Raw genomic sequence first — 25,619 nt, forward strand, 5'->3', positions numbered from 1 at the left:
GTCAGCCCAGCACGGCCAGCACCAGCGCTCCGGCGATCAGCAGCGCACAGGCGCGGCGGTAGAGCACCAACGCCCGGCCGATATCGTCCGGCGTCGCGGCGGTGCGGCCGGGGCCGAGCCAGACATCCTCGATGCGCGTGTCGCCATAGACGCGCGGTCCGCCCAGCCGCAGGTCGAGCGCGCCGGCCATCGCCGCCTCCGGCCAGCCGGCATTGGGGGAGCGATGGCGGTGGGCGTCCCGCCGGACCGATGCCCAGGCCTGCCGTGCGTCGGCCCCGCCGGTCATCCAGGCGGCTCCCACCAGCAGCAGGGCGGTCAGGCGTGATCCTGGAAGGTTGACCAGATCGTCCAGCCGCGCAGCCGCCCAGCCGAAGGCCTCGTGCCGCGGTGTGCGGTGGCCGATCATGCTGTCCGCCGTGTTGATCGCCTTGTAGAGCGCCAGACCGGGCAGCCCGCCGACCAGCAGCCAGAAGGCCGGCGCCACCACCCCATCGGAGAAGTTCTCGGCAAGGCTTTCGATGGCGGCGCGGGCGACGGCCGGTTCGTCGAGCGTCGCCGGGTTGCGGCCGACAATCATCGACACCGCCTTGCGCGCACCCTCCAGCCCACCGGTGCGGAAGCCTTTGGCGACGGCCGCCACATGGTCGTGCAGGCTGCGCTGAGCCAGCAGGGTGGAGGCAAGCGCCGCCTCGATCAGCCAGCCGAAGGGCAGAAGCCGACAGGCCCAGGCCACCGCCACCGCGACCCCGCCCACCGTCAGCAGAAGGACCACGACCGCTAGAACGCCGAATGCCTTGCGACGGTCGAAGCCATCCGTCTCATGGTTGAGTGCGCTGTCCAACTGGGCGATAAGCGCTCCGATCCATACGACCGGGTGACGGATGCGGGCGTAGAGTGGATCGGGATAGCCGACCGCCGCTTCGATGACGAGCGCTGTGGCGAGCAGGAAGGGATGCAGCGGCACGGGGGGACGTTCCAGGAAATGGGGCGGCCCGCTGGCCGCGCGACGGTGGAAATGAGGAGCGTGATCATGGCCGAAGACAGTCCGGCGACCAAGCCGCACGTGGCAGAGCAATGCGGGCGGGAGGGCATCGTTCACGGCCCCCTTCTGCATGGCGGCGATCTGGACGGTGCCCGTGCTGCTTTTCCCGGTGCGCCGGAGCCGTGGATCGATCTGTCCACTGGCATCAACCCGTGGCCCTATCCGCTGCCGCCGGTGCCGCGGGATGCCTGGACCCGGCTTCCCGGCCGGAGGGCGGAGGCGGCGTTGCGCACGGCGGCGGCCGATTGCTATGGGGTGCCCTCGGCGGAACTGGTGGCCGCGGCCTCGGGCTCGCAGGCGCTGATTCAACTGCTGCCCCGGCTGCGTGCGCCGGGCAGCGTTGCCGTGTTGGGGCCGACCTATGCCGAACATGCCCGCTGCTGGGCGCTGGCCGGTCATGATGTCCGGATGGTGGGTGAGGTGGCGTCGGCCGACGGGCTGACCGACGTGCTGGTCGTCGTCAGCCCCAACAACCCCGATGGCCGGCGCTGGCCTGTCGCCCGGTTGCTGGAGCTTGGCGCGGCGCAGGCCGCGCGTGGCGGCTGGCTGGTGGTGGACGAGGCCTTCGCCGATATGCGGCCGGAGGACAGTCTTGCCCCCCATGCCGGCCGGCCGGGGCTGGTGATTCTGCGGTCCTTCGGCAAGTTCTTCGGGTTGGCGGGGCTACGGCTCGGCATTGCGCTTGCCCCGGCCGATCTGGCGGCGGCGCTGCGCGAGGCCATCGGACCATGGTCGGTATCAGGGCCGGGGCTGAGTATCGCAACGGCTGCGCTGGGTGATCGCGGCTGGATCGCGTCGACGCGCGACCGGCTTGCGGGCGCCGCGGCGGAGCTGGACCGACTGTTGGAGGATGCCGGCTTGCGGGTGGCCGGCGGGACCGAGCTGTTCCGCCTTGTCGAGGACGCGCGGGCGCCGGCACTTTATCATGCCCTGGGCGCGGCCGGGATCCTGGTGCGCCGGTTCGAACACCGGCCGGATTGGCTGCGCTTCGGATTGCCGGGAGACGACGCGGCATGGCAGCGGCTCGGCGACGCCTTGGGGCGGCGGCAGGCTTGGGCGGCGCAACCTCAACAAATGTCCGCGTCTTGAACAATCTCTGAAAATTTTATACACTCAACCGCTTCTAGAATTCCGGCCCCTTGAGTTCGACCCTGTCGGAAACCGCCGGCGTTGCGGGGAATAAATAATCAATGGACCATTCTCAGCCATGCCGATTCCGGGTTGCATGGCAATGATCTCAAGCCGCGATGCGCATGACGGACACGATGGCGCGTTCTCGATCCTCGATCGTCTTCCGGTCGGAGTGTGCGTCGTTGCAGCTTCAGGGATCATCCATCATGCGAATCCGGTTCTGCATGAGCTGCTGGGCTGCGAAGCCGGCGGCTTGCCGGGGCGGAGCCTGTGCGAGTTCGGGCTGGACAGCTGCGATGGCGGCGGACTGGTTGCCGATCCGGCGCCGGCGCACCGGGTGCTGCGGAACGATGGCTCCGCCCGCTGGGTGACGGTGGCGGTGACGCCCTGGCCCATGCCCCGTTCCGGTGTGGAAGCCGGGCACGAGATGGACGGGTTGCGGCTGGTGACGGTGACCGACGTCGATTCGCTGTACCGGCAGGTCCATGCTGACCAAGGTGCTGTGCGGGACGGTTCCGTGCAGGATGGTGCTCTTTGCGGCGAGATGCCGGCGGACCAGATGCAGATGGTCGATGCCCTGCTGGAGGCGTCGCCGGTTCCGCTGTTCGTCAAGGACGTGGCCGGCCAATACATCGCGGTCAACCGTGCCTTCTCGCGCCTGACCGGAATTGCGCGGGAGGAGATACTGCGGCGGACCACTCTGGCGCTGACCACCCCGGAAAGGGCCAAGGAACATATCGACCACGACCGTGCCCTGCTGGAGCGCGACGGCAGCGTCCAGTACGAGACACCGATCTGCACGGCCGAGGGCGCGATGCGCCTGGTCAACCTGACCAAGGCCGCTTTCCGTGATGGATCGGGCAAGCCCGCCGGCATTGTCGGCGCCATCCATGAGCTGAGGGACTCGCGGCCGAGCCAGGAGCGGCTGGAGGCCATCCTGGAGCAGAGCCCGATCGGCGTTTCAGTGTCCCGCCGGGACGACGGCCGGATCATCTTCGTCAACACCCGCTTCGCCGAGCTGATCGGCCTGCCGCGCGAGAAGCTGATCGGCAGCCGCGCCCGCGACTATTACCTGGACAGCCATCAGCGCCTGCGCGTGCTGGAGCAGCTGCGCGGCGGTAGCGGCGTCACCAACATGGAGGTTCAGTTCAAGCGGGCGGACGGATCGCCCTTCTGGACCCTGTTCACGGTGAATCAGGCGGTGATCCAGGGCACGGCGGTCAATCTGGCCTGGATCTACGACTACACCGAACGCCGTAGCATGGAAGAGGCGTTGCGCGACATGGCCTCGCGGGATCCGCTGACCGGCATCTACAACCGGCGTTCCTTCATGGAAATGGCGCGCGCCCAACTGGCCCGCGCCCATCGCTTCCACGAGCCGTTGTCGGTCTTCGTTCTGGATGTCGACCACTTCAAGCGTATCAACGACACCTTCGGCCACGCCACCGGCGACGATGCGCTGCGGATGGTGGCGGCCGGCTGTCAGGCCATCCTGCGGGAATATGATATCCTCGGCCGGCTGGGCGGGGAGGAGTTCGTGGTGGTCCTGCCCGGGGCGACGGCCGACGAAAGCCGCGTGGTGGCCGAGCGGGTGCGCCGCCATCTGGCCCGCATGCCGATCGAGGCACCGGACGGCACCTTCCGCCTGACCGCCAGCATCGGCATTGCCGGGCTGGAGGGCGCCACCGACACCCTGGAGCGGGCGATCCACCGGGCCGACCTCGCGCTTTATCGGGCAAAGCATATGGGACGCAACCGTGTCGCGGTGTTCGAGCCTGGAATGTAAGCGAACGGTTGGTGTTGGTTCCGCCGTTTGCTAGCTTGGGCGGGAATGGGCTCCACCGTGGACGGAGCGTCGGTATGACGGCTTGCAACGTGGGAAGCGGCGATGGACTACACGGTGCACGACAGCGGCAACCTGCGCGAACTGGAACTGCGCGGGCAGATTACATTCGAGGCCGATGGCGACTTCCGGACAATTCTGGCGGAATGGCAGCAGGGCGGCATCGGCGACTGTGTCCTCAACCTGTCCGCCGTCGATTACATGGACTCCGCCGGCCTGGGGCTGCTGGTGATGGCGAACAACGCTGCCAAGCAGGCAGGTGTTACCTTCCGCCTGAAGCATCCGCGCGGCCAGGTCCGTGAACTGATCGAGATATCGGAGTTCCACACCATCATCCCCTGCGAGTTCTAGCCGGTGAGCGGCAGCCCGCGGGTCGTCATCGGCCATCCGCGCCCATCGGCGGCCGGGCCGCTGCGTGATGTCCTGGGCCGTCTGGGGATTCGGCACGTCACGGTCGTGGATAGGGACGGGCTGGCCGGTGCGGCTGCAGAGGCACCGCATCTGCTCCTTCTGCATGCCGGGTTGCCCGGTTTCGGCCCCGGTCTGCTGGCGGGACTGCGGGCGGAGGCACATCTGTGCGACGTGCCGATCCTGGTGCTTGGCCGCTTTGCCGGCAGTCACCATCGGCGGGCACTGATGCAGGCGGGGGCGAGCGACCTGTTGGCTCGCCCGCTGACCCTGGCGGAGCTGTCAGCCCGCCTGTCGGTGCATCTTGAGAACCGCCGGCTCGACCGCTCCCTGCAGGAGGTCATCCTCAGCCTGCGCACCTACCATCATGGTGCCATGCAGCGGATGGCGCTGGCGCGCGAGATGCAGCTTGGGCTGCTGCCCGATGCCACGGCCTGCCGGTTGCTGGAGAGCCGTTACGGCATCACGTTGGACAGCCATTTCGAATCGAGTTCGGAATTGGGCGGCGACCTGTGGGGGGCGCGTCCGCTCGACGACCAGCGCTTCGGGCTGTTCCTGTGCGATTTCACCGGTCATGGGGTGGCTGCTGCGCTGAACACCTTCCGACTGCACGCGCTGCTGGCCCGCACCGACCTGCCGGCTGATGATCCGGCCGAAACCCTGGCTGCGCTGAACGCCCTGCTCGTCGGGCTGCTGCCGGAGGCGCAGTTCGCCGCGATGATCTATGCCGTGGTCGATGTGGGCGCCGACCGGCTGGTCTACGCGACCGCCGGCGCACCCAGGCCGCTGATCCGCCACGCGGACAGTCGGCTGGAGGTGGGGCCGAGCTGCGGTCTGCCCCTGGGTGTGGCGAGTGGCGCGCGATACCGCAACCACTGCCTGGATTTCCCGTCCGGCTCCACCCTGCTCCTGTTCAGCGATGCGTTGTATGAGGCGCGTGGATGGGACGGCGAGATGTTCGGCTATGGCGGCGTGACCGATCTGGTGCGGTGTCTTGGCGACGGCGCGCCGGATCGCCCGCTGGATCGTCTGCTCGACCGTTATTTCACGACGATGCCCCGGCTGCTGGCCGACGACCTGACTTTGGTGTGGATCAGTCGGACCGGCCGTTCGCCGTCCGGTCCAGATTGACGATACCGACCACACGGTTGCCATTGCCGACATAGGTCAGCTGGTCGAAACCGACCATGCGGGCCAGTGCGATGCCGCGGCCATGGGTCGCGTCCGACTGCGAGGCGTCGACCGACAGGTAGCGGTTGAAATCGAAGCCCAAACCCATGTCAGTGACGGTGAAGATCACCCGGCTGTCGCTGCGCTCCACATGCAAGGTGGCATATTTGCCGCAATGCTCGGCGGAGGCCAGCCGCGCTTCGATCTCGCGCGCCAGCATGCCGCTCGCCTTCAATCGGCCTTTGGCTTCGAAGCCGATGCCGAGATTGCCGTGCTCGACCGCGTTCACCAGGATTTCCGACAGACCGAAGGTCAGGCTGTGGGCGGTTGCGGCGACGGACGACAGGGTGATGGCGAGGTTCTGAGCTTCCTGCGGCGTGCGGAAGCGGAAACGCCCGTCGCGCAGCAGTCCGATCGCGTCGGAACGGGAGCGCAGGTCGCCTTGCAGACTCTTCAGCCGCCCGGTCGTTTCCTCCGCCGCCCGCACGACGGAACGCAGCAGGGCACCGTCATAGGGTTTGATCAGATAATAGAAGACGCCGGCCCGGATCGCCGCGGCGATTTCGGAACTGCTGTCGGAAATGGTCTGGACGATGACGGGGATGTCGGCCAGATGTGGCTCCCGCTTCATCCGCTCGTACAGTTCCAGCCCGTCGCCGTCGGTCAGCCGTCGGTCGAGCAGCACGACATGGATCGCCGATCCGCTGGTCGACAGGATCTCCCAAGCCTGCGCCTTGGTCTCCGCCTCCAGCGTCCGATAGCCGATGCGTGACAGATAGCCGGCGACGATGGCGCGGGTCATTTCCTCGTCGTCGACGACCAGTGCGGTGACGGCATCGGCCATGGTCGGCGTGTACTCCAGAGGTTCGGGATGAGGGATCAGGAAATCCCGGACATTTTACAGAAACTGTGTCGATCGCACAATCACCGGCGGCACTGCGTCGCAGCATTGCCAGTCGCGGACATCAGCCGGCCGCCGCCTCCAGCGTCGCCGCGGCCTTCCGCGCCATCGACAGCTCGGCGGCGACGCGTTCGCCGGCGGTGGCGGTCAGGGCGTCGATGTCGCCGCGTCGGGTGGCGGCCACCAGATAATGGGCGGTGGCGGCCAGCCGGTCGAAGCCGACATTGGCGGCTGAGCCCTTCAGGATATGCGCTTCCCGCTCGATGCCGGTGCGGTCGCCGCGTGCGATGGCGGCGCGCAGCAGGTCGAGGTGCCGCGGGCTGTCGCTGAAGAAGGTTTCCAGCAGCAGGGCAAAACCGTCCTTGCCCAGGGCGTCGCGCAGTTCCTCGATCTTCTCCGTATTGACGGTGGCGGGTTCTGGATCCGCCTTCGGCGGCGGTGGGGCAACCTGCCCGGTGGCTTCGCCCCCCTCGTCGGTGGCCGGGCGGACGAAGCGGCCAATGGTGTCCAGCAGTTTGCGGGCGTTGATCGGCTTAGACAGATAGTCGTCCATGCCTGCTTCCAGGCAGATGGCGGCGTCGCCTTGCATGGCGTTGGCGGTCAGCGCCACGACGGGAATGCGGGCCACCGGTCCGGACAACCGGCGAATCCGCCGCGTCGCCGTCAGCCCGTCCATCACCGGCATCTGGACGTCCATCAGGACAAGATCGTAGGGCCGGGCGGTCACCGCCTCTACCGCCTCCTCGCCGTTCGACACCGCTTCCGCGCTGTGACCGGCGCGGCGCAGCAGGGCGAGCGTCAGCTGCTGGTTGACCGGATTATCCTCAGCCACCAGTACGCGGGCGCGCGGCGTCGGTTCCGGCTGGTTGCCGGGAGCGGGGTCAGTCTTCGCATCGGCGGTCACGGCTGCTGGGGCACGGATGGGCAGAGGGACGACGTTGTCTGCCGGCGTGCCGCTTCCTGGTGTACCGTTCAGCCAGGACGCAGCAGGCGGCCCCGCCAGCGGCAGCGCATGAGGCTCCAGCAGGCGGGCGAGGCACTGGCACAGGGTGCTGAAGCGGATCGGTTTCGGCAGGTGGATGTCCACCGGCGCCTGTTCCGGCTCCAGCCCCTCCAGCCTCTGCGAGGAGGCGAGTGCCAGCCGGATACCGGCCAGTTCAGGGATGGCGCGGATGCGTTGCGCCACCTCCGGACCGGTCAGGCCGGGCATGCGGTGGTCTAGGATGGCGGCGTCGAAGGGAGTGCCGAGGCGGACTGCGGCGACCAGCCGGTCGAGCGCCTGCTCCCCATTTTCCGTCGTTTCGACAATGATGCCGAAGCCGTCGATCTGCCGGGTCAGCAGGTCGCGGTTGACGGCGATGTCATCGACCAGAAGCAGGCGGCACCCGGCCCAATCGCCGATGGGGGCGGGAGGATGGGCGCTGCCGGCACCGCGTTTCAGCGGGACGGCCACCCAGAAGACGCTACCCGCACCCGCCTGGCTGTCGACGCCGATCCGGCCGCCCATCAGCTCCGCCAGCCGCTTGCAGATCGCCAGCCCAAGACCGGTGCCGCCATGGCGGCGGGCGGGAGACGAATCGACCTGGGTGAACATGGCGAACAGACGGGGACGCTCCTCTTCCGGGATACCGATGCCGGTGTCGCGCACCTCGAAGCGGACGCAGACGGTATCGCCTGCATTGCCAGTGGCCGGAGCGCCGGCAACCGGCGGTTCCTCGCTCAGCAGAATGGTGACGCTGCCGGAGTCGGTGAACTTCACGGCGTTGCCGGCGAGGTTCAGCAGGATCTGCCGCAGCCGCCCGGCATCGCCCAGCAGGGTTCCGCGCAGCTCCGTCGGCACGAAGCTGGCAAGGTCCAGCCCCTTGGCCGCGGCGCGCGGCGCCAGGATCTCCGCCACACTTTCAACCATCGGGACCAGTTCGAATTCCCCGATCTCCAGATCCAGCCGGCCGGCATCGATCTTGGAGAAGTCGAGGATGTCGTTGATGATCACCAGCAGTGATTCGGCGGAATCGCGGATCGTCTCGGCATAGGCACGCTGGTCCGTCTTCATCGGTGTGTCGAGCAGCAGCCCGGCCATGCCGATCACCCCGTTCATCGGCGTGCGGATCTCGTGACTCATGGTCGCGAGGAATTCCATCTTGATGCGCTGGCCATCCTCCGCCCGCTCCTTGGCGTCGCGCAGGGTGTGTTCCAGCCGCTTTTCCTCGGTCAGGTCGCGCAGGATGGCTGCGTAAAGCGGGCCTGCGGCGGTCTTCACCAGCGCCATGGAATAGGCCAGCGGGAAGCTCTCCGTTTGCTCCCCGTTCCTGTCACCGTCCGGTGCCGGCCGCAGGGCGATGGTCTCGCCGCGGGCGGTGGGGTCCATGGCGCGTCGGCCACGTGCAATCTCCTCCAGCGCGCGGATGGCATTGGCCCGCTTGTCCGTCGGCAACAAATCCACCACCGATCGGCCGACGAGTTCGCCCGGTGCGCAGCGGAAGATGGCATGGGCGGCCGGATTCGCCGCTTCGATCACGCCGTCCGGCCGCGCAGTGACGATGCCTTCCGCCGCGGTGTCGACGATGGCGGACAAGCGGGCGTTGGCCTCTTCCAGTTCTTTCCCCTGTTCGCGCTGCGCTGCAAGGGAGCGGGCCAGCAGCAAACCGAACAGGCCCAGCAGCAGGATCATGCCGCCGGACAGCAGCGACGCCGTCCGAAGATTTTCGTGCCATGCCGCCAGCACGGTGTCGCCGCGTACGCTGACCGTCAGGACCAGCGGCCAGACCGGCGTCGTCCGGTAGGCGACCATGCGCATTTCCGGGCCGGCCCCGACATCCGTCCCGGATTGGCGGAACACGCCATATTCAGCCTGCGGCAGATAATGGCGGAACAGCGGGGTTGCGGCGAAGGATTTGGCGATCTCCCCCGCCGTCTGCGGCTGGACGGTCAGCAAGGTCCCGTCATAGCGGTACAAGGCGATCCGGTCGCCGATGCCCGCACCCGTGCCGCCCTGCACTGCCTGGTACAGGCCCTGGAAGTAATCCGGGTTGACGGTGGCGACGACCACCGCCTGCAGCGTGCCGTCGGCCTCGCGCAGGGCGCGGCTCATCGGCAGCAACCAGCGGCCCGACCGCTCGCCCCCGGCGGTGCGGTCGATCAGGCTGCGTCCGGGACGCGGGTCGCCGATCAGCAACCCGCTGCCCTGGCCGGCGGCCTGGAGACGGAACACGTCCAGTTCCGTCAGGTAGGTGCCGGCGGGGTGTGCGCCTTCGGTGGTGGCGATGACGCGGCCGGTGCGGTCGAGCAGGGTCAGCCCGCGCAGGTGTGGCGACCGGCGCAGCCGGTCCGTCAGCATGGCCATCAGGTCGGGATCGGATGAAGCGTCCGCCCCGGTCCAGTTGGCGTCCAACAGCGCATCGATGATGGAGGACAGGGTGACATCCACCGACTGTACCGTGCGGGTGGTCGACACCTCCAGCGCAGCGACAAGGCTGGAGAGGCTGGCCTCGGCCGAGTCCAGGGCCGCCTGACGCGCGGCGATCAGCTGCTGGCCCTGGTTGATCAGCAGGGCGAAGACTGCAAGAAGGGCGAAGGCGATGACGCCGCCCCGCTTTTCGAAGAGACCCTTCAGATCCGCTTTGGCTGGAGACGGGGGCAGGGCTTTCGTTCCGGACAATCAGATGTGATGGTGCGACCAAGCCGCGGGTTGCAAGAGCCCGAACCCGTCCTACGATTGCGCTCCGCCATCGGATCACAGTCGAATTAACGCGCTGAGCCCTGAGTCTCGGTCGAAGTTTGCGTCTGAGACAATAGCAGGTGCACACACCGTACGCCAAGCATTCGCTGCTGTCTCCGCCCGGTCGATGCTAAGATGCCGTTGCTGCTTTGCGATCTTGCGCTCAGCATGTGAAGAACAGTGGTGGTTGGTTAACGAAAGGTATGACATGGAGATGCGGGTCCTTTGGGCAGTTGGCCTCTCAATTCTGTCGGTTCTATCAGCCGGGTTCGCGACGCCCGTCGCTGCGGCGGACGAGAGACTTCAGAAAATTGCAGAGCAGAAGCAACTTCGTGTCTGCTCTTGGCCCGATTACTATGCAATTTCGTTCCGCAATCCGCGCACCGGCGCGCTGGAGGGGTTGGATGCCGAACTGGCGCAGGCCTTCGCCGGTGATCTGGGTGTTCGCCTGACGGTGGTGGAGAGCAGTTTCCCCCGCTTCATTGAGGACCTGTTGGCCGACCGCTGCGACGTCGGCATGTTCGCCATCGGCGCCACCCCGGCGCGGGCGCAGCATGTCGCCTTCAGCCAGCCTTATCTGCGCAGCGGCATCTATGCCGTGACTAGCCAGACCAATGACGGCATCCGGCGGTGGGAGGATCTGGATCGTGCCGGCAACGTCGTGGCGGTGCAGAAGGACACCTACATGGACGGCTATGCCCGCTCTGCCATGAAGGCCGCGCGCATCGTCGCCGTGAACCGACCGCAGGAACGGGAGGAGGAAGTGCAATCCGGCCGAGCCGACGCCTTCCTGACCGACTATCCCTATGGACAGCGCATGCTGGCCTTCCACCCCTGGGCGCGGCTGATCGTGCCGGACGTCCCGGTGCAGCCGACCCCCTACGCCTATGCGGTGGTGCCGGGCGATGCCGCGTGGTTGGAGCGGGTCAACGCCTTCGTCTCGGCGATCAAGGCCGACGGCCGGCTGGAGAGCATCGCCGCCCTTTACAACCTGACCCCGATCGTGGCGCGGGACTGAGCCGCGTTGCACGAATGCGGCGGTGGGATAAATCCGGTCTAGGATGGATAGCGTCTTTCACCAATCGGCAGGGAAATCCCGATGATCCTGATCGGACAGTATGACTCGCCCTTCGTGCGCCGTGTCGCCGTCGCTCTGCGTCTTTACGGCATGGCTTACGAGCATCGGCCCTGGTCGGTCTTCTCCGATGCGGCGGAGGTCGCGCGCTTCAACCCGCTGAAGCGGGTGCCGACGCTGGTGCTGGCGGATGGCGAGGCGCTGATCGAAAGTGGCGCAATCCTCGACCATCTGGACGAGGTCGCCGGGCCGGACCGCGCGCTGATCGCCCGTCAGGGGCCGGACCGCCGCCGGGCGCTGAAGCTATGTGCACTGTCGACCGGATTGGCCGACAAGGCGGTCAGCCTCGTCTACGAACGCGTCCTGCACAAGGAGCGGTCCGACCTGTGGGTGGAGCGCTGCACCGGCCAGATCGGCGCTGTTCTCGACACGCTGGAGGCCGACCGTGCCGCCGCCCCCGGTCCCTGGTGGTTCGGTGAGCGCATCGGCCATGCCGACATCGCCGCCGGCTGCGCCCTGCGCTTTGTCGGCGAGGCCCACCCCGGGGTATTCGACCGCTCCCGCTGGCCGGCGCTCGCCGCCCATTCCGACGCCTGCGAGGCAATGGCGGAGTTCCAGGCCGTGGTGCAGCCCTTTTCGGTGAACGCCTGAGGCGGAGCCCCCTTCCCGTGCATCAGCGTGGGAAGGGGACATGGTGCCTTGGTGGCGCCTTACCGATGCCCGCTGATCTCGGCGTGCAGTGGCTTGGTGTCCTCGAACGTCTTCTGCTGTTCGGGGGTGGCTTCCTTCTGGTGTTTCTGCTTCCATTCGGAATAGGGCATGCCGTAGACGGCGATACGGGCGTCCTCGTCGGACAGTTGGACGCCACGTTCCTTGGCGGCTGCCGCGTACCATTTCGACAGGCAGTTGCGGCAGAAGCCGGCGAGATTCATCAGGTCGATGTTCTGCACGTCGGTGCGCTTGCGCAGATGTTCGACCAGCCCGCGGAAGGCGGCGGCTTCCAGTTCGATGCGGGTCTGGTGGTCCAGATCGGCCATGGGGTCTCAACTCCTCCGGTTTTCTTGTTCAGTTAAGAGTGGGGTGGCCGGTGCAGCGTGACCATCCGGCCATAGGGGTGAAAATCGCGCGATCCGCCGCCGCCGGCGATGGTGCGCGCCACCGCTTCGCGATCGACGGCGACGAAGCCGGCCAGCGATTGGATGCCGTAGTCGAACAGGCGAGGGGTCAGCGGCGTGCCGGGACCGATCATCGCCACCGTGGCACCGGCCGACACCCGCAGCAGGCGGGGCAGGGTGCGGTTGGCGAAGGCCGAGGCGGTAACCGCCACCGCATCGGCGCCGGGCAGAAGCCAGTCGCAGGCAGCTTCCGGATACTCGCCGTCCTGCGGGTTCATGTCGATCACCTGGGCGCGCGGCAGGCGGCGGGCAATCTGGGGGAAGCCACCGACCACCACCACCCGACCCTCCACCGAGGCGAACAGGTCCAACCCGTTGCCGGTAACGCCGGTCAGGTCGGGCCGGTTGTAATGCGCATTCAGCGCGGCGACGCCAACGGCGATTTCCAGCGGGTCCCAAGACTGAGCGGCCATGGCGGCGAGATCGCGCAAAGACCGGCAGGTCCAGCGCCTCGGATCGTCCTCACCCGCCGGGGCCTGCCGCGCGGCAACGCCGAGTCCGCCGTCGGTTTCCACCAGAACCCATTTATCGCCGGTGACGACGCGGTGCACCTCGGCGTCGGTGATACCCTGGACGAGATCCTGGTACATCCGCTGCGGACCCCACCAGCGCCACAGGGCGTCCGCCACCGGCGACAGCAGGTCGCAGAAGCCGCCGGTCGCGGTCTGCCATTCGTTGAGGTAGCGGCTGCCGACGCTGGTCAGCACCGGAATGCCTTCGGCAATGGCGGCCAGCATCTCGTCCGACAGGCCGTCGCCGTGCGATTCCAGCCCGGCGAACTTGTTGACCACCAGCAGATCGACGCCTGACGAGACGGCGTTGCGGATCGCTTGGCTGGCCTCAGCCACCCCGGTCGGATCGACGCGGCAGGACTGCGATTCCCGCCCCAGCTTCTGGGTGATGTCATAGGCGTGGCCGGTGGCGATATCCACCAGTTCCATCCGCTCGGCGCAATCGTCGCCCGGCCCGTGGTTGCGCTGCACCAGTCCGCCGATACGGAAGCCGCGCCGCTTCAGCTCCGCCGAAAAGCCGTCCAGCAGCGTGTCGACGCCGTAGGACCCCGGCCCATGGATGACGGCACCGGGACGCAGTGGCGGAAGGGAGGCGGGGGGGAGCGGCATCGGGGATGGACCTTTCGCGGGACGGCAGGCGGGCGGCGACGGGCGCCTCAGCCGCCGCGGCGGATGCGGTAGATGAAGACCGTCTTGTGGACCTCGTCCGGCTGGGTCTCGTGCGACAGCAGCGCATTGTCGGTCGTGTTGCAGAAATGCTTGAAGTCGATCACCGAGGCCGGATCGGTCGCATAGACCACCAGTTCCTCCCCAACCTCCATCCCGTTCAGCAGAGCGCGGGTACGCAGGATGGGCAACGGGCAATGCAGCCCCTTCACGTCAAGCTCTCTCGCCGGCACCGCGCCCGCTCCACACTGGTTGAGGACGAATTCCTTAACAAGGACGTATGACTGTAGCGGGTTCGTGCCCGCTTCTCCATACCGGCGGCCGAAAGGTCGCATGCGCGATGAGTTCCCCTGAGCCGCGATTTTCCGCTGCCGGCGCTGTTGTACGGCGCAATCGCAAGGAATTTTCCCCGAGAAACTTGCCCCGAGAAATCTGGACGAAAGGACGGCGATCATGGCGAAGCGGCCCGGCGACGATATGAGCGACAAGGTGGTGGTCATCACCGGCGCCTCCAGCGGCATCGGCCGGGCGACCGCCTTGGAGTTCGCCAGCCAGGGGGCGGCGGTGGTCCTGGCCGCCCGGCGGATGGCTGCATTGCACGAAGTGGCGGAGGAGTGTATCGAGGCCGGCGGCCGGGCCATGGTGGTGCCGACCGACGTGACCGACCAGCGCGCGATGCAGGCTCTGGCCGACCGCGCCGTCCAAGCCTTTGGCGGTATCGATGTCTGGGTGAACAATGCCGGCGTCATCGCCTTCGGCCGTTTCGAGGACATCCCCGACGAGGTGTTCGAGCAGGTGGTGCGCACCGACTTCTTCGGCATGGTCCATGGTTGCCGCGCCGTGCTGCCCCATTTCCTCGACCGCGGCGAGGGGATCATCATCAATACCGCGTCGATGGTGTCCAACATCGGCCAGCGCTATGCCACCCCCTACACCGCGGCGAAGTTCGCCGTGCGCGGCTTCTCCGAATCCCTGCGGCAGGAGCTGGTGGACGAGCCGGACATCCATGTCTGCATGGTCATGCCGGCTTCCATCGACACGCCGCTGTGGCAGCATGCCGCCAACTACACCGGCCGGGCGATCAAGCCGCTGAACCCGATCCATCCGCCGGAGGAGGTCGCCGCGGCCATCCTGTCGCTGGCGGCCAATCCCCAGCGCGAACTGTTCGTCGGCGCCGAGGGACGCCTTGCCGCCGTCGGCAACGCCATGGCGCCGCAGATGACCGAACGGGCGCTGGCCCACACCATCGAGCGCGACATGTTTCAGAACCGCTCGGCCCCCGACACCTCGGGCGGGGTGTTGATCGCAATGCCGGAATATCAGGGGGCCAGCGGCGGCTGGATGGACCGGCGACCGGGGCGCGGCCGGGGCAGGGAAGAGGGGCGGAAGCGCCCCTTCTCCTGGACCAACCTGACCCTGTTCCTGCTGCCGGTGGTACTGGCAAGCCGTCCCCTGGGCAACGGCCGGATGCGCCACGTTTGGTGATCCTTCGGCAGCACGCTTGATCCTTCGGTCCGGAGCCGTTATACGCTCGCCCCTTTTCCGGTGCGGCAGGTGGCCGCATCGGTCATCCGGGCAGGAGGCGGGACATGACGGCGTGCGGGCTCGATTTCGGCACCTCGAACACGACGCTCGGCGTGCAGGACGCCGACGGCTTCCGGCTGCTGGCGCTTGACGGCACGCGCACGACCCTGCCGACTGCGGTGTTCTTCGATTTTGAACATGACCGGACCACCATCGGACAGGCCGCCATTGACGGTTATGTGTCGGGGGTGGAGGGGCGGCTGATGCGTTCGATCAAGTCGATGCTCGGCACCGACCTGATTGACGCCGACACAGCACTCCGCAAGGGCCGCATCAGCTTCCGCGCAGTGATCGGCACCTTCCTCGATCTGGTGAAGAAGCGGGCGGAGGATGCGCTGGGCGGTGAGCTTGGCGACGTGGTGGTCGGCCGTCCGGTCCATTTCGTCGACGGCGACCCGGCCGGCGATGCGGCGGCGGAAGAGACGCTGGGGCAGATCGCGCGGGCCGCTGGCTTCCGCAACGTCTCCTTCCAGTTCGAGCCCATCGCCGCCGCGCTCGATTACGAGCAGCAGGTGGCGGGGGAGGAACTGGCGCTGATCGCCGATATCGGTGGCGGCACCTCGGACTTCTCCGTCGTGCGCATCGGGCCGGCGCGGCGCGGCAAGGCGGACCGGGCCGGCGACATCCTGGCCAACGACGGCATCCGCGTCGGCGGCACCGATTTCGACCGCGACCTCAGCCTTGCCACCGCCATGCCGGAATTGGGGCTGGGCAGCGCCATGAAGCGCGCCGGGCTGCTGGCGCCGAAGAGCATCTATTTCGATCTGGCGACCTGGTCGAAGATCAACTTCCTCTACACCGCCAAGGCGATGGCCGAGTTGGAGCGCCTGCAGCGCGATTCCGCCGAGCCGGAGAAGATCGAACGCCTGATCGGCGTGGTCGAGCATCGCCAGGGCCATGCGCTGGCGATGGCGGTGGAGCGCACCAAGATCGCCCTGTCCGATCATGAGGCTACGGAACTGGCGCTGGACTGGGGCGATGGCGATCTGGCGCTGGCTGTGGACCGGGGGGCGCTGAACCGCGCGACCGGCTCGCTGGCGGCGCGGATCGGAACCCGCATCCGCGATTGTCTGGCCGACGCCGGGGTGACTGCCGACCGCATCGACGCGGTGTTCCTGACCGGCGGATCCACCCTGCTGCCCCAGGTCCGCGCGGCGATCCTGGCCGAGGCGCCGGATGCACGGGTGGTGGAAGGCAACATCTTCGGTTCCGTGGGCCTGGGGCTGACGGTGGAGGCGTTGCGCCGGTACGGCTGAAAGGACGGGGTGGGAGGTAACCTCCCACCCCTGACTGGTCACTGCACCACGATGCGCGGCGCCGCACGACCGCCGGTGCCGCCGCCGATCTTCTCCCACAGGCGCGTCGCGATCCGGCGGTAGGCCTGGGCATGCTCGGAGTCCGGCTGCGACACCACGATCGGCTGGCCCTGGTCGGAGGTCTCACGGATTGACAGGTGAAGCGGGATCTCGCCCAGGAACTCCATCCCCAGATCGTCGGCTTCCTTGCGGGCGCCGCCGTGGCTGAAGATGTCGGTGCGGTGGCCGCAGTTGGGGCAGCAGAAATAGCTCATGTTCTCGATGATGCCCAACACCGGCACATCGACGCGGCGGAACATGTTCAGCCCCTTGCGGGCGTCCAGCAGGGCGATGTCCTGCGGGGTCGAGACGATCACCGCACCGGCCAGCGGAACCTGCTGCGCCATGGTCAGCTGGGCGTCGCCGGTACCCGGCGGCATGTCCACCACCAGCACGTCGAGCGTGCCCCAATTCACGTCGCGCAGCATCTGCTGCAACGCGCTCATCACCATCGGACCGCGCCAGATCATCGGCGTGTCCTCGGCCACCAGGAAGCCCATGGACATCACCTTGACGCCGTAATTCTCCATCGGCTCCAGGCGCTTGCCGTCGGGGCTGTTGGGCCGGCCGGCAATGCCCATCATCCGCGGCATCGACGGGCCGTAGATGTCGGCGTCGAGCAGCCCGACCTTCAGCCCGTTGGCGGCGAGCGCCAGTGCGAGGTTGGCGGATGTGGTCGATTTGCCGACGCCACCCTTGCCGGACGCCACCGCGACGATGGCCTTCACGCCGGGGACCAGGGGTTTCTGCGGATCGTTCTGTGGTGCAGCCTGGGGGGCGCTGCCATGGGAATGCCCGTGTGAATGGCCGTGGCCACCGTGCGAGTGGCCCTGCTGCGGCGCGGCCTGCGGCGCCGCGCGATGGGCGGTCAGCACGGCGGTGACCGAAAGGACACCGGGCAGGGCGTCGACAGCCTTCTCCGCCGCGTGGCGCAGGGGCTCCGCCTGGGCACCGCGTTTGGGGTCGACCTCGATCGAAAAAGCGACATGCCCGTCGCGCACCACGAGGCCCGACAACATGCCCAAGCTGACGATGTCGCCGCCCCGGTCCGGGTCGATGACGGTCTTCAGCGCCTGCATGACTTGAGCTTCGCTGATCTGCGCCATGGTTGAAAACTCCGCTGTCTTCCCGATATTGGCGGATATCCGTTGGTGGAATCCTTGCCGAAGGGTATGGGGGACTATAGGACCGACGGACGAGATCGGTAAAGGGATGCGCGGGGCTTAAGCCATTGCGCTTCCACATGATGGGACGAATCGCAGAAGGGGACTGAGTCGGATGCCGTGGAACAATCAAGGTGGGGGCGGCGGTGGCGGCCCCTGGGGTCCCCCGCCGGGCAACAACGGCCCGGGCAACCCGTGGGGGCGTCCCCAGGGCGGGGGAAACGGCGGCGGTGGCGGCGGCCCGCAGCCTCCCGACCTTGAGGATCTTCTGCGGCGCAGCCAGGACCGCCTGCGTCGCGCCATGCCCGGCGGCTTTGGCAGCGGTCGGGGCGTTGCGTTGGTCGTCGGCGTGCTCGGCCTGATCTGGCTCGCCAGTGGCATCTATCGCGTCGAGGCGGACGAGCAGGGCGTCGTCATGCGCTTCGGCCAGTGGACCCGCACCGAACAGCCCGGCCTGCGCTACCGCCTGCCGTCGCCGATCGAGACTGTGCTGCTGCCCAAGGTGACGCGCGTCAACCGGATCGAGGTCGGCTACCGCTCCTCCGTCGGCGGCGGGCGCACCGACCGCGACGTGCCGGACGAATCGCTGATGCTGACCGGCGACGAGAACATCATCGACATCGACTTCACGGTGTTCTGGGTCATCAAGGACGCAGGCAACTTCCTGTTCAAGATCCGCGAACCGGAAGTGACGGTGAAGAAGGCCGCGGAAAGCGCCATGCGCGAGGTCATCGGCCGCACCGACCTGCAACCGGCATTGACCGAGGCCCGCCAGCAGATCGAAACATCGACCCGCCAGCTTCTCCAGGCCATGCTGGACGAGTATCAGGCCGGCATCGAGATCACCCAGGTCCAGTTGCAGAAGGCCGATCCGCCGCAGCCGGTCATCGACGCCTTCAACGACGTGCAGCGTGCCCGCGCCGACCGCGAACGCGCCCGCAACGAGGCCGAAGCCTACCGCAACGATATCATCCCGCGTGCCCGCGGTGAGGCGGAGCGTCTGGTGCAGGAAGCGTCGGCCTACCGCGAGCAGGTGGTCAGCCTGGCGCAGGGCGATGCCGACCGCTTCCGCAAGGTGTACGAGGCCTATGCGCTGAACAAGGACGTCACCGCCAAGCGCATGTATCTGGAAACCATGGAGGAGATCCTCCGCGGCCGTAACAAGATCATTGTGGAAGGGGCGGCGCAGAATGTCGTGCCCTACCTGCCGCTGAACCAACTGGCCCCGAACGCCACGCCGGTCCCGCAGCAGCAGGCGCCGCGTCAGGCGCCGGCCAGCCCGAGCAGCAACCAGGGGGGCGCACGGTCCGGTACGCAGACGCAGCCGCTGTCCTCGCTGCCCCAGAACTCTTCCCAAAATTCGTCAATGTCCGGCCAGTGAGGAGGATCGCATCATGAACCGCACCCTCGCCATCGCCGGTATCGCGATCGTCGCCCTCGGCGTCGTCGCGTCGTCCGCCCTGTTCACCGTCAATGAGGCCCAGCAGGCGCTCGTCCTGCAATTCGGCGAACCGCGCCGGGTGATCCAGGATCCAGGCCTGAAGGTGAAGATCCCCTTCATCCAGGAGGTCCGGCTGCTCGACCGCCGTGTCCTCGACCTCGACCCGCCGGTGGAGCAGGTCATACTGGCCGACCAGAAGCGCCTGGACGTTGATGCCTTCGCCCGCTACCGCATCCATGACCCGCTGCGCTTCTACCAGACTGCCGGGACCGAAGCGGTGGCCGAAACCCGCCTGAACTCCATCGTCAACTCGTCGCTGCGCCGCGTGCTCGGCAACGTGACGGTGCTGGCCGTGCTGTCGGACGAGCGCGCCCGCATCATGACCGACATCAAGGGGCAGGTGAACGACGAGGCCAAGCGCTTCGGCATCGAGATCGTCGACGTCCGCATCCGCCGCGCCGACCTGCCGGAAGAGACCAGCCAGTCGATCTTCGCTCGTATGCGGTCCGAACGTGAACGCGAAGCGGCCGAAGCCCGCGCCCAGGGCCAGGAGCAGTCGCAGCAGATCAAGTCGCGCGCCGAACGCGAACGGACGGTCATCATCGCCGAGGCTCAGCGCGACGCGCAGATCCTGCGCGGCGAAGGCGACAACAGTGCGCTGAAGCTGATTGCCGAGGCGACCTCCCAGGACCCCGGCTTCTACGGCTTCTACCGGTCGCTCGAAGCCTATCGGAAGTCGCTGAACGGCAACGACACTACCATGGTGCTGTCGCCGACCGGAGAGTTCTTCCGCTACTTCAACGGCGTCGGTCCGCAGGCCGGAGGCGGCGCGCCCGCACCGGCAGTTCCGGCACCTGCGCCGGCCCCGGCGCAGTAAGGTCGCGTCCAAAGATGAAAGAGGCTTGGGGCCGGGTCGGGTTTGCCCCTGACCCGGCCGCAGCCATATCCGGCTCCCATGGTCCGCAGAAATGGTTCGAAAGAAGTCCCCGGGCTTAAGATTTCCACTGGTGCCGACTGGACCGGCACGCCATCTTGCGGCCATACTCTTGGCCCAACACCTATATGGCCCAGAACTGGGCGGCCGCTCCCGTCCATGGAATCGGCCGGACGTCTGGTAGGGAGAGCACGTTGATTCGCATACCCAACTTCGAACCCGCCACGCGCGGCGCCGTGGCCGAGGCCCGGCCTCGCAAGGCGGGCGTCCGGCCGCTGGTCGCCGCCATCGTCTGGGGCATGACGTCGGTCCTGGCCGGCGGCGCGGTGATGGGCGGATTCGCCGCCGCGCCGGCCCAGGCCCAGGCGGCGACGCCGAACCGCAACGCGCCCGGCAGCTTCGCCGATCTGGCGGAAAAGCTGCTGCCGGCGGTCGTCAACATCTCCACCAGCCAGAATGCGCCGCAGCGCCCGCAGGGCCAGCGCCCGGAGATCCCGCAATTCCCGCCGGGCTCGCCCTTCGAAGATTTCTTCAAGGACTTCTTCGACCGCCAGCAGCAGCAGGACCAGCCGCAGCGCAAGGCGACGTCGCTGGGATCCGGCTTCATCATCGACGCCAAGAACGGCTATGTGGTCACCAACAACCATGTCGTTCAGGACGCCGACGAGATCACCGTTATCCTGCAGGACGACACCAACATCAAGGCGGAGCTGGTCGGCAAGGACAGCAAGACCGATCTTGCCCTGCTGAAGATCAAGACCAGCCATCCGCTGGTCGCCGTGCCCTTCGGCGACAGTGACGCCATGCGCGTTGGCGACTGGGTTCTGGCCATCGGCAACCCGTTCGGCCTGGGTGGGTCGGTCACTGCCGGTATCATCTCTGCGCGCCAGCGCAACATCGACGCCGGCCCGTATGACGACTTCCTGCAGACGGACGCCTCGATCAACCGCGGCAATTCCGGTGGCCCGATGTTCAACCTGAACGGCGAGGTCATCGGCATCAACACCGCCATCTTCTCGCCATCGGGCGGGTCGGTCGGCATCGGCTTCGCCATTCCGTCCAACCTCGCCAAGCAGGTGGTGGCGCAGCTGAAGGACTATGGCAAGACCCGCCGCGGCTGGCTGGGCGTGCGCATCCAGGCGGTGACGCCGGAGATCGCCGAGAGCCTTGGCCTGCCGGGGGGGCACAAGGGCGCGCTGGTCGCCTCCGTCACGCCGGACGGCCCGGCCGCCAAGGGCGGCATCCAGGCCGGCGACGTGGTGACCAAGTTCGACGGCAAGGAAATCGACGAGATGCGCCGCCTGCCGCGCGTCGTCGCCGAGACCTCCATCGACAAGGCCGTCCCGGTCGAGGTGTGGCGCAAGGGCAAGGCTCAGACCGTCCAGGTCAAGGTCGGCGAGCTTGAGGCCGCCGAGGAGCAGGGCCTGCTCGCCGCCGGTCCGGACGAGAAGCAGCAGCCGAAGGACAAGGCCCCGGCGCAGAAGCCGACCGAATCGCTGGGCATGAAGCTGACCGCCATTACCCCGGAACTGCGCCAGCAGTACGAGATCAAGCCCGACATGAAGGGCGTGGTCATCACCGATGTGGCCGGCAACTCCACCGCGGCGGAAAAGGGCCTGCGCGCGGGCGACGTCATCATCGAGGTCGGCCAGGAAGAGGTCCGCAAGCCCGAGGACGTGACTGCCAAGGTCCAGAAGGCCAAGGAGCAGAGCAAGAAGTCCGTCCTGCTTCTGGTCGACCGCAAGGGCGACCTGCGCTTCGTGGCGATCCCGCTCAGCTGACTGGCTGCGGTAAAGGAACAAGGGCGTCGGCGGGAGACCACCGGCGCCCTTTTTGTTTGCGTACTGTGGGAGGAGCGGGGGGCTGAACGCTTATTGCGCCCCGTCCAGCAGCATTGCCAGCGCAACGGCGCCGGCCAGCAGGGCGCACAGGGTGGCGACGATGGCGAGGCTGCGTAGATACTGGCGGAACTCGCCCTGCTTCCAGGCGCTGCGCCCCAGCAGCATCAGATAGCCGATCATAGCGGCGGCGATGATCTGCCAGCCCATTCCGCCCTCATCCTGTTTCCGCCGGATGCGGAAGCCGGCAGAAATGCGCATGAGCGGCTTGGCGGGGTCAAGCCTAAGCCGATGGCTGAAAGCTTTTCTATATCGAAAGTGCAGCCTCTCCATTCGGGTTATCTAATGGCATCACCCCACTGGCGGCAGTTGGCGCAACTCGGTGTGAGAAAAATGCGGCATGACTTGCTTATGAGATACTCTCATACGCAAATAAGTGGTGGTTAACAAAACAGTTAATGCCTTTGCGCATAACAATGTTCGCTGCTGTGATATCTTTGGATCCGGAAATCTTGGAGAGGCTTTGCGCATATGCCCAATGCGTTCTTCTTTTAACTCCGGAGAGTGGTACCGTAGGACACGACACGGGGGTAACCTCCCCCTAAATAACGGCCTGCCGAAGCTATCGAGGGGTAATCGCCGAATCGCCAAAGCGTCGGGACCTTCCTCTGTACAACGGCCTTCATCCTGGCCACGACGTCATGACGATCGACCAAAATCGCGGGAGCGGACGATGGACTCAGTGCGCGCTTTTCTAATCGACTCGAACAAGCTGTTTCGCGAGGGGCTGAAGCGCCTGCTCGATGATTCGCCTTTCCAAATCGTTGCCGAGGCGGGAAACCTGCGGGAGGCGCTGGGGTCGGTTGAAAGCGGCTTGCGGCCGCAGCTGGTCCTTCTGGACCTGCAGAATGGCGGTGACGAGGAAGCGGACGGGATGCGCCGCCTGCGCGCCTTTCTGCCGGAAACCCGCATGGTCATCCTGACCAGCGACCTGTGCACCCGCCGCCTCGCCAACGCGCTGGAAGCCGGTGCCGACGGCTACCTGATGAAGGACCTGTCGTCCGACGCGCTGGCCCAGTCGCTGAAGCTGGTGATGATGGGTGAGAAGGTGTTCCCGACCCATCTGGCGGCTCTGCTGATCTCCGGCCGTGTCAATGGCAACGGTACCGAGATGCCGGTGTCGCGCAAGGGCCTGTCGCAGCGTGAGGTGCAGATCCTGCGCTGCCTGCTGAACGGCGACAGCAACAAGATGATCGCCAACCACCTGAACATCACGGAAGCCACCGTGAAGGTTCACCTGAAGAGCCTGCTGCGCAAGATCAACGCTTCCAACCGCACCCAGGCGGCCATCTGGGCGCTGAACAACGGAATTGGTGGCGAACTGGCCGGTGCCAATGTGGTTGCCGCTGCGGCGAACCAGTAACCACGCGCCTGTCCATTGCCCCAACCCCACCTTGCCCGCTTGCGGGAAGGTGGGGGGACGAGGCAGTCCTTGCATGACATGAATTGCCCGCCTGAATGAAGGCGGGCTTTTTCATGGGATTACTTCATTGGATCAGACCGGAAGCCGGATCACCGCGCGCAGGCCGCCATAGGGGCTGTCGTCCAGCGTGATGTCGCCGCCATGGCTGCGCGCCACGTCCCGAGCGATGGTCAGGCCGAGGCCGGAACCCCCGGTGTCGAGATTGCGGCTGCTGTCGACGCGGAAGAAGGGCTTGAACACGTCGTCGCGCAGATAGGCGGGGATGCCGGGGCCGTCGTCGTCCACCGTGATCTCGATTACGCCGTCCTTGCGTTCGGCCTTGACCCAGGCCGTACCGGCATGCCGACCGGCATTGACCAGCAAGTTGGCGATGCAACGGCGCACCGCATTGGGGCGCAGCGGCAGGGTCAGCCCCTCCGGTGCGGTCAGCGTTACCTCGGTGCCCTCGCGGCGGGCACCGGCAGCGACCTCATTCAGCAGGCGGGTCAGGTCGGTCGGTTGCACTGCCTCCGTCCCCTCGCCGCGGGCGAAGGCGAGATAGCCTTCGATCATCTCCTCCATCTCGGCGACGTCGGCCTTCAGTTCCTCCACTTCGGGGTCGAGGTCGGGATCCTCGATCATGTCGAGCGCCAGCTTCATCCTGGTCAGCGGCGTGCGCAAATCGTGGCTGACGCCAGCCAGCATCTCGGTGCGCTGATTGATCTGGCGCTGGATGCGTTCGCGCATCAGCAGGAAGGCCGAGGCCGCCTGCCGCACCTCCGTCGCCCCTTCCATCTTGAAGTTGGAGACGTCGCGGCCTTTGCCGAGCGCGTCAGCGGCGATCGCCAGCCGCTTGATCGGCCGGATCTGGTTGCGCATGAACAGGATGGCGACAGCGAACAGCACGATGGCCGACCCGACCATCCACAGGATGAAGATGTAGCTGGTGGGCGTGAACAGCCGGCGCTCCGGCGACATCACCGACAGCACGCCATCGGCCATCTGCACCCGGATCTCGTACCATTCATGGGCGACGCGGGTGTTGATGGTGAAGGGGCGGCCGACCCGGTCGTCCAGCGCCTTGCCCAACGTGCGCTCCAGCAGGCCGCTCAACGCACGGCGCTTGTCCGGCAGGATCTGATCCGGTTCCACCGTGACGATCAGGTCGGTGGTGCGGGCGGCGGTGGCGAGCGTCCAGTCGCGCCCGTCCTGTGATGGGTCGCGCTCCAGCATGGCGATCACGGTGGCGATGTCGCCGGCGACCGCATAGGCCAGCCGGTTGGTCACCGTGTCCCAGTGGCGGTCGTAGAAAATCCAGGTCGCCACCGCCTGCGCCAGGATCACCGGCGTGACGATGATCAGCAGGGAGCGCCCGAACAGGGTGCGCGGCAGGAAGCGTTTCAGGAACGGCGTGCGCCGCCGCCGTTCGGCCCGGCGGGCCGCCGCCCGGCCGGCCGCGGCACCATCGGTTCCGGCCTGTCCGCTCGCCGTCACGGATCGGGCCTCAGCACGTAACCCTCACCGCGGACCGTGTGGAGATAGCGCGGCTCGCGTGGGTCTGCCTCGATCTTGCGGCGCAGGCGGGTGACCTGGACGTCAACGGTGCGGGCGTTGCCGGCGACCTTGCTGCGCTCCGTCAGTTCGTCGCGCGTGAAGGTTACGCCGGGGGAGGCGGCGAGGATGCGCAGCAGGCTGGCTTCCGCCGTGGTCAGGCGGATCACCTCGTCGCCCTGGCGCAGTTCGTCACGATCGGGCAGGTAGGTGAGGGGGCCGAGCCGCACCGGGGCGGCGGGTGGGGACGTCGGTTCCGGCGGGCGCGCGGCCTGACGGCGCAGGATGGAGTTGATGCGCAGCAGAAGCTCGCGCGGGTTGAAGGGCTTGGCGAGATAGTCGTCGGCCCCGGCCTCCAGCCCGGCGATGCGGTCATCCGGCTCGTCGCGGGCGGTCAGCAGCAGGATCGGCAGGTCGCGCTCGCGCCGCAGCGATTCGGTCAGCGATAGCCCCGATTCGCCCGGCATCATGATGTCGAGCACCAGCAGGTCGAAGGCCAGCCCGCCCAGCTGCGCCCGCGCGTCGGTGGCGTCGCGGGCGGTGCTGACCAGAAAGCCGTTGCTGGTGAGGTATTTGCGCAAGAGTTCGCGCAGGCGGGTGTCGTCGTCGACGACCAGGATGTGGGGCTGATCTTCGGTCATGGCCGGACT

Annotated in this window: 22 protein-coding genes; 12 read left to right on the plus strand and 10 right to left on the minus strand. The window is 67.2% G+C overall.

Annotated elements, in window-relative coordinates; genetic code table 11:
- Position 1: 1 nt before the first annotated feature.
- On the minus strand, positions 2 to 964 hold the full coding sequence (cbiB, locus tag J2848_RS03185) for an adenosylcobinamide-phosphate synthase CbiB (protein ID WP_149233632.1): 963 nt from the start codon (positions 962 to 964) through the stop codon (positions 2 to 4).
- A gap of 66 nt (positions 965 to 1,030) precedes the next feature.
- Here cbiB and cobD point away from each other — a divergent pair, with 66 nt between their 5' ends.
- The 4 genes from cobD to J2848_RS36090 all read left to right on the plus strand — a co-directional run bounded on the left by cobD (position 1,031) and on the right by J2848_RS36090 (position 5,555).
- A complete protein-coding gene (gene cobD / locus J2848_RS03190; protein WP_149233631.1) occupies positions 1,031 to 2,131 on the plus strand; it encodes a threonine-phosphate decarboxylase CobD in 1,101 nt (366 codons plus the stop codon).
- Positions 2,132 to 2,267: 136 nt separating this feature from the next.
- The gene (locus tag J2848_RS03195; protein ID WP_246194130.1) at positions 2,268 to 3,959 is read left to right on the plus strand and encodes a sensor domain-containing diguanylate cyclase; all 1,692 of its coding nucleotides are present in this window, start codon (positions 2,268 to 2,270) and stop codon (positions 3,957 to 3,959) included.
- Positions 3,960 to 4,061: 102 nt separating this feature from the next.
- A complete protein-coding gene (locus J2848_RS03200; RefSeq protein ID WP_149233629.1) occupies positions 4,062 to 4,367 on the plus strand; it encodes an STAS domain-containing protein in 306 nt (101 codons plus the stop codon).
- 3 nt (positions 4,368 to 4,370) lie between these two features.
- Positions 4,371 to 5,555, plus strand: a complete 1,185-nt coding sequence (locus J2848_RS36090) for a PP2C family protein-serine/threonine phosphatase (protein WP_149233628.1) — start codon at positions 4,371 to 4,373, stop codon at positions 5,553 to 5,555.
- On the opposite strand, the gene J2848_RS03210 is transcribed toward J2848_RS36090, so the two are convergent.
- Together J2848_RS03210 and J2848_RS03215 are read right to left on the minus strand one after the other, a co-directional pair.
- Positions 5,518 to 6,438: a response regulator gene (locus J2848_RS03210; protein ID WP_149233627.1), complete on the minus strand. Its 921-nt coding sequence runs from the start codon at positions 6,436 to 6,438 to the stop codon at positions 5,518 to 5,520. The two genes, J2848_RS36090 and J2848_RS03210, sit on opposite strands and share 38 nt — an antisense overlap.
- 121 nt (positions 6,439 to 6,559) lie before the next feature.
- Positions 6,560 to 10,153 carry a response regulator gene (locus J2848_RS03215; protein WP_246194128.1) on the minus strand — a complete coding sequence of 1,198 codons (3,594 nt, stop codon included), beginning with the start codon at positions 10,151 to 10,153 and terminating at the stop codon, positions 6,560 to 6,562.
- A gap of 370 nt (positions 10,154 to 10,523) precedes the next feature.
- Here J2848_RS03215 and J2848_RS03220 point away from each other — a divergent pair, with 370 nt between their 5' ends.
- Both J2848_RS03220 and J2848_RS03225 read left to right on the plus strand, forming a co-directional pair.
- A complete protein-coding gene (locus tag J2848_RS03220; protein ID WP_253568580.1) occupies positions 10,524 to 11,231 on the plus strand; it encodes a substrate-binding periplasmic protein in 708 nt (235 codons plus the stop codon).
- Between the two features lie 81 nt (positions 11,232 to 11,312).
- The gene (locus tag J2848_RS03225) at positions 11,313 to 11,939 is read left to right on the plus strand and encodes a glutathione S-transferase family protein (protein ID WP_149233626.1); all 627 of its coding nucleotides are present in this window, start codon (positions 11,313 to 11,315) and stop codon (positions 11,937 to 11,939) included.
- Positions 11,940 to 11,998: 59 nt separating this feature from the next.
- Here J2848_RS03225 and J2848_RS03230 read toward each other — a convergent pair whose 3' ends face one another.
- The 3 genes from J2848_RS03230 to J2848_RS03240 are packed head-to-tail and all read right to left on the minus strand — an operon-like array spanning position 11,999 to position 13,874.
- Complete coding sequence (locus J2848_RS03230) at positions 11,999 to 12,325, minus strand: DUF1244 domain-containing protein (protein ID WP_149233625.1); 327 nt, start codon at positions 12,323 to 12,325, stop codon at positions 11,999 to 12,001.
- 32 nt (positions 12,326 to 12,357) lie between these two features.
- The gene (locus tag J2848_RS03235; protein WP_149233624.1) at positions 12,358 to 13,584 is read right to left on the minus strand and encodes a DUF2478 domain-containing protein; all 1,227 of its coding nucleotides are present in this window, start codon (positions 13,582 to 13,584) and stop codon (positions 12,358 to 12,360) included.
- A 47-nt stretch (positions 13,585 to 13,631) separates the two neighbouring features.
- Positions 13,632 to 13,874 (minus strand): sulfurtransferase TusA family protein, encoded by a 243-nt coding sequence (locus tag J2848_RS03240; RefSeq protein WP_149233623.1) that lies wholly within the window; start codon positions 13,872 to 13,874, stop codon positions 13,632 to 13,634.
- Between the two features lie 220 nt (positions 13,875 to 14,094).
- Between J2848_RS03240 and J2848_RS03245 the strand changes: the two genes are divergently transcribed.
- The gene (locus tag J2848_RS03245; RefSeq protein ID WP_149233622.1) at positions 14,095 to 15,126 is read left to right on the plus strand and encodes an SDR family oxidoreductase; all 1,032 of its coding nucleotides are present in this window, start codon (positions 14,095 to 14,097) and stop codon (positions 15,124 to 15,126) included.
- 104 nt (positions 15,127 to 15,230) lie between these two features.
- Positions 15,231 to 16,481, plus strand: a complete 1,251-nt coding sequence (locus J2848_RS03250) for an Hsp70 family protein (RefSeq protein WP_149233621.1) — start codon at positions 15,231 to 15,233, stop codon at positions 16,479 to 16,481.
- A gap of 38 nt (positions 16,482 to 16,519) precedes the next feature.
- Here J2848_RS03250 and apbC read toward each other — a convergent pair whose 3' ends face one another.
- Complete coding sequence (gene apbC, locus J2848_RS03255) at positions 16,520 to 17,686, minus strand: iron-sulfur cluster carrier protein ApbC (protein ID WP_149233620.1); 1,167 nt, start codon at positions 17,684 to 17,686, stop codon at positions 16,520 to 16,522.
- A 172-nt stretch (positions 17,687 to 17,858) separates the two neighbouring features.
- Here apbC and hflK point away from each other — a divergent pair, with 172 nt between their 5' ends.
- From hflK to J2848_RS03270, 3 genes are all read left to right on the plus strand, one after another.
- On the plus strand, positions 17,859 to 19,124 hold the full coding sequence (gene hflK / locus J2848_RS03260) for an FtsH protease activity modulator HflK (protein WP_149233619.1): 1,266 nt from the start codon (positions 17,859 to 17,861) through the stop codon (positions 19,122 to 19,124).
- Between the two features lie 13 nt (positions 19,125 to 19,137).
- Positions 19,138 to 20,061, plus strand: coding sequence for a protease modulator HflC (gene hflC / locus J2848_RS03265; RefSeq protein WP_149233618.1), 924 nt, complete (start codon positions 19,138 to 19,140; stop codon positions 20,059 to 20,061).
- Positions 20,062 to 20,246: 185 nt separating this feature from the next.
- Complete coding sequence (locus tag J2848_RS03270; protein WP_246194140.1) at positions 20,247 to 21,899, plus strand: DegQ family serine endoprotease; 1,653 nt, start codon at positions 20,247 to 20,249, stop codon at positions 21,897 to 21,899.
- A gap of 90 nt (positions 21,900 to 21,989) precedes the next feature.
- Here J2848_RS03270 and J2848_RS03275 read toward each other — a convergent pair whose 3' ends face one another.
- Complete coding sequence (locus J2848_RS03275; RefSeq protein WP_170307166.1) at positions 21,990 to 22,166, minus strand: hypothetical protein; 177 nt, start codon at positions 22,164 to 22,166, stop codon at positions 21,990 to 21,992.
- A gap of 523 nt (positions 22,167 to 22,689) precedes the next feature.
- On the opposite strand from J2848_RS03275, the gene J2848_RS03280 reads away from it, so the two are divergent.
- The gene (locus J2848_RS03280) at positions 22,690 to 23,379 is read left to right on the plus strand and encodes a LuxR C-terminal-related transcriptional regulator (protein WP_042689360.1); all 690 of its coding nucleotides are present in this window, start codon (positions 22,690 to 22,692) and stop codon (positions 23,377 to 23,379) included.
- A 132-nt stretch (positions 23,380 to 23,511) separates the two neighbouring features.
- On the opposite strand, the gene J2848_RS03285 is transcribed toward J2848_RS03280, so the two are convergent.
- Together J2848_RS03285 and J2848_RS03290 are read right to left on the minus strand one after the other, a co-directional pair.
- Positions 23,512 to 24,912, minus strand: coding sequence for an ATP-binding protein (locus J2848_RS03285; RefSeq protein WP_149233617.1), 1,401 nt, complete (start codon positions 24,910 to 24,912; stop codon positions 23,512 to 23,514).
- A complete protein-coding gene (locus J2848_RS03290; protein ID WP_149233616.1) occupies positions 24,909 to 25,610 on the minus strand; it encodes a response regulator in 702 nt (233 codons plus the stop codon). Before J2848_RS03290 ends, J2848_RS03285 begins: the two co-directional genes overlap by 4 nt.
- Positions 25,611 to 25,619 lie beyond the last annotated feature (9 nt).

Source organism: Azospirillum lipoferum, assembly GCF_024170005.1.
Taxonomy (GTDB): Bacteria; Pseudomonadota; Alphaproteobacteria; order Azospirillales; family Azospirillaceae; genus Azospirillum; species Azospirillum lipoferum.

What these genes read in the sequence shown, in the direction of transcription:
- hflK (WP_149233619.1), top strand. Translation starts at nt 17,859, where the DNA reads ATGCCGTGGAACAATCAAGGTGGGGGCGGCGGTGGCGGCCCCTGGGGT.
- J2848_RS03225 (WP_149233626.1), top strand. Translation starts at nt 11,313, where the DNA reads ATGATCCTGATCGGACAGTATGACTCGCCCTTCGTGCGCCGTGTCGCC.
- J2848_RS03290 (WP_149233616.1), bottom strand. Translation starts at nt 25,610, where the DNA reads ATGACCGAAGATCAGCCCCACATCCTGGTCGTCGACGACGACACCCGC.
- hflC (WP_149233618.1), top strand. Translation starts at nt 19,138, where the DNA reads ATGAACCGCACCCTCGCCATCGCCGGTATCGCGATCGTCGCCCTCGGC.
- J2848_RS03230 (WP_149233625.1), bottom strand. Translation starts at nt 12,325, where the DNA reads ATGGCCGATCTGGACCACCAGACCCGCATCGAACTGGAAGCCGCCGCC.
- J2848_RS03195 (WP_246194130.1), top strand. Translation starts at nt 2,268, where the DNA reads ATGGCAATGATCTCAAGCCGCGATGCGCATGACGGACACGATGGCGCG.
- J2848_RS03270 (WP_246194140.1), top strand. Translation starts at nt 20,247, where the DNA reads ATGGCCCAGAACTGGGCGGCCGCTCCCGTCCATGGAATCGGCCGGACG.
- J2848_RS03275 (WP_170307166.1), bottom strand. Translation starts at nt 22,166, where the DNA reads ATGGGCTGGCAGATCATCGCCGCCGCTATGATCGGCTATCTGATGCTG.
- J2848_RS03280 (WP_042689360.1), top strand. Translation starts at nt 22,690, where the DNA reads ATGGACTCAGTGCGCGCTTTTCTAATCGACTCGAACAAGCTGTTTCGC.
- cobD (WP_149233631.1), top strand. Translation starts at nt 1,031, where the DNA reads ATGGCCGAAGACAGTCCGGCGACCAAGCCGCACGTGGCAGAGCAATGC.
- apbC (WP_149233620.1), bottom strand. Translation starts at nt 17,686, where the DNA reads ATGGCGCAGATCAGCGAAGCTCAAGTCATGCAGGCGCTGAAGACCGTC.
- J2848_RS03210 (WP_149233627.1), bottom strand. Translation starts at nt 6,438, where the DNA reads ATGGCCGATGCCGTCACCGCACTGGTCGTCGACGACGAGGAAATGACC.
- J2848_RS03200 (WP_149233629.1), top strand. Translation starts at nt 4,062, where the DNA reads ATGGACTACACGGTGCACGACAGCGGCAACCTGCGCGAACTGGAACTG.
- J2848_RS03250 (WP_149233621.1), top strand. Translation starts at nt 15,231, where the DNA reads ATGACGGCGTGCGGGCTCGATTTCGGCACCTCGAACACGACGCTCGGC.
- J2848_RS03235 (WP_149233624.1), bottom strand. Translation starts at nt 13,584, where the DNA reads ATGCCGCTCCCCCCCGCCTCCCTTCCGCCACTGCGTCCCGGTGCCGTC.
- J2848_RS03245 (WP_149233622.1), top strand. Translation starts at nt 14,095, where the DNA reads ATGGCGAAGCGGCCCGGCGACGATATGAGCGACAAGGTGGTGGTCATC.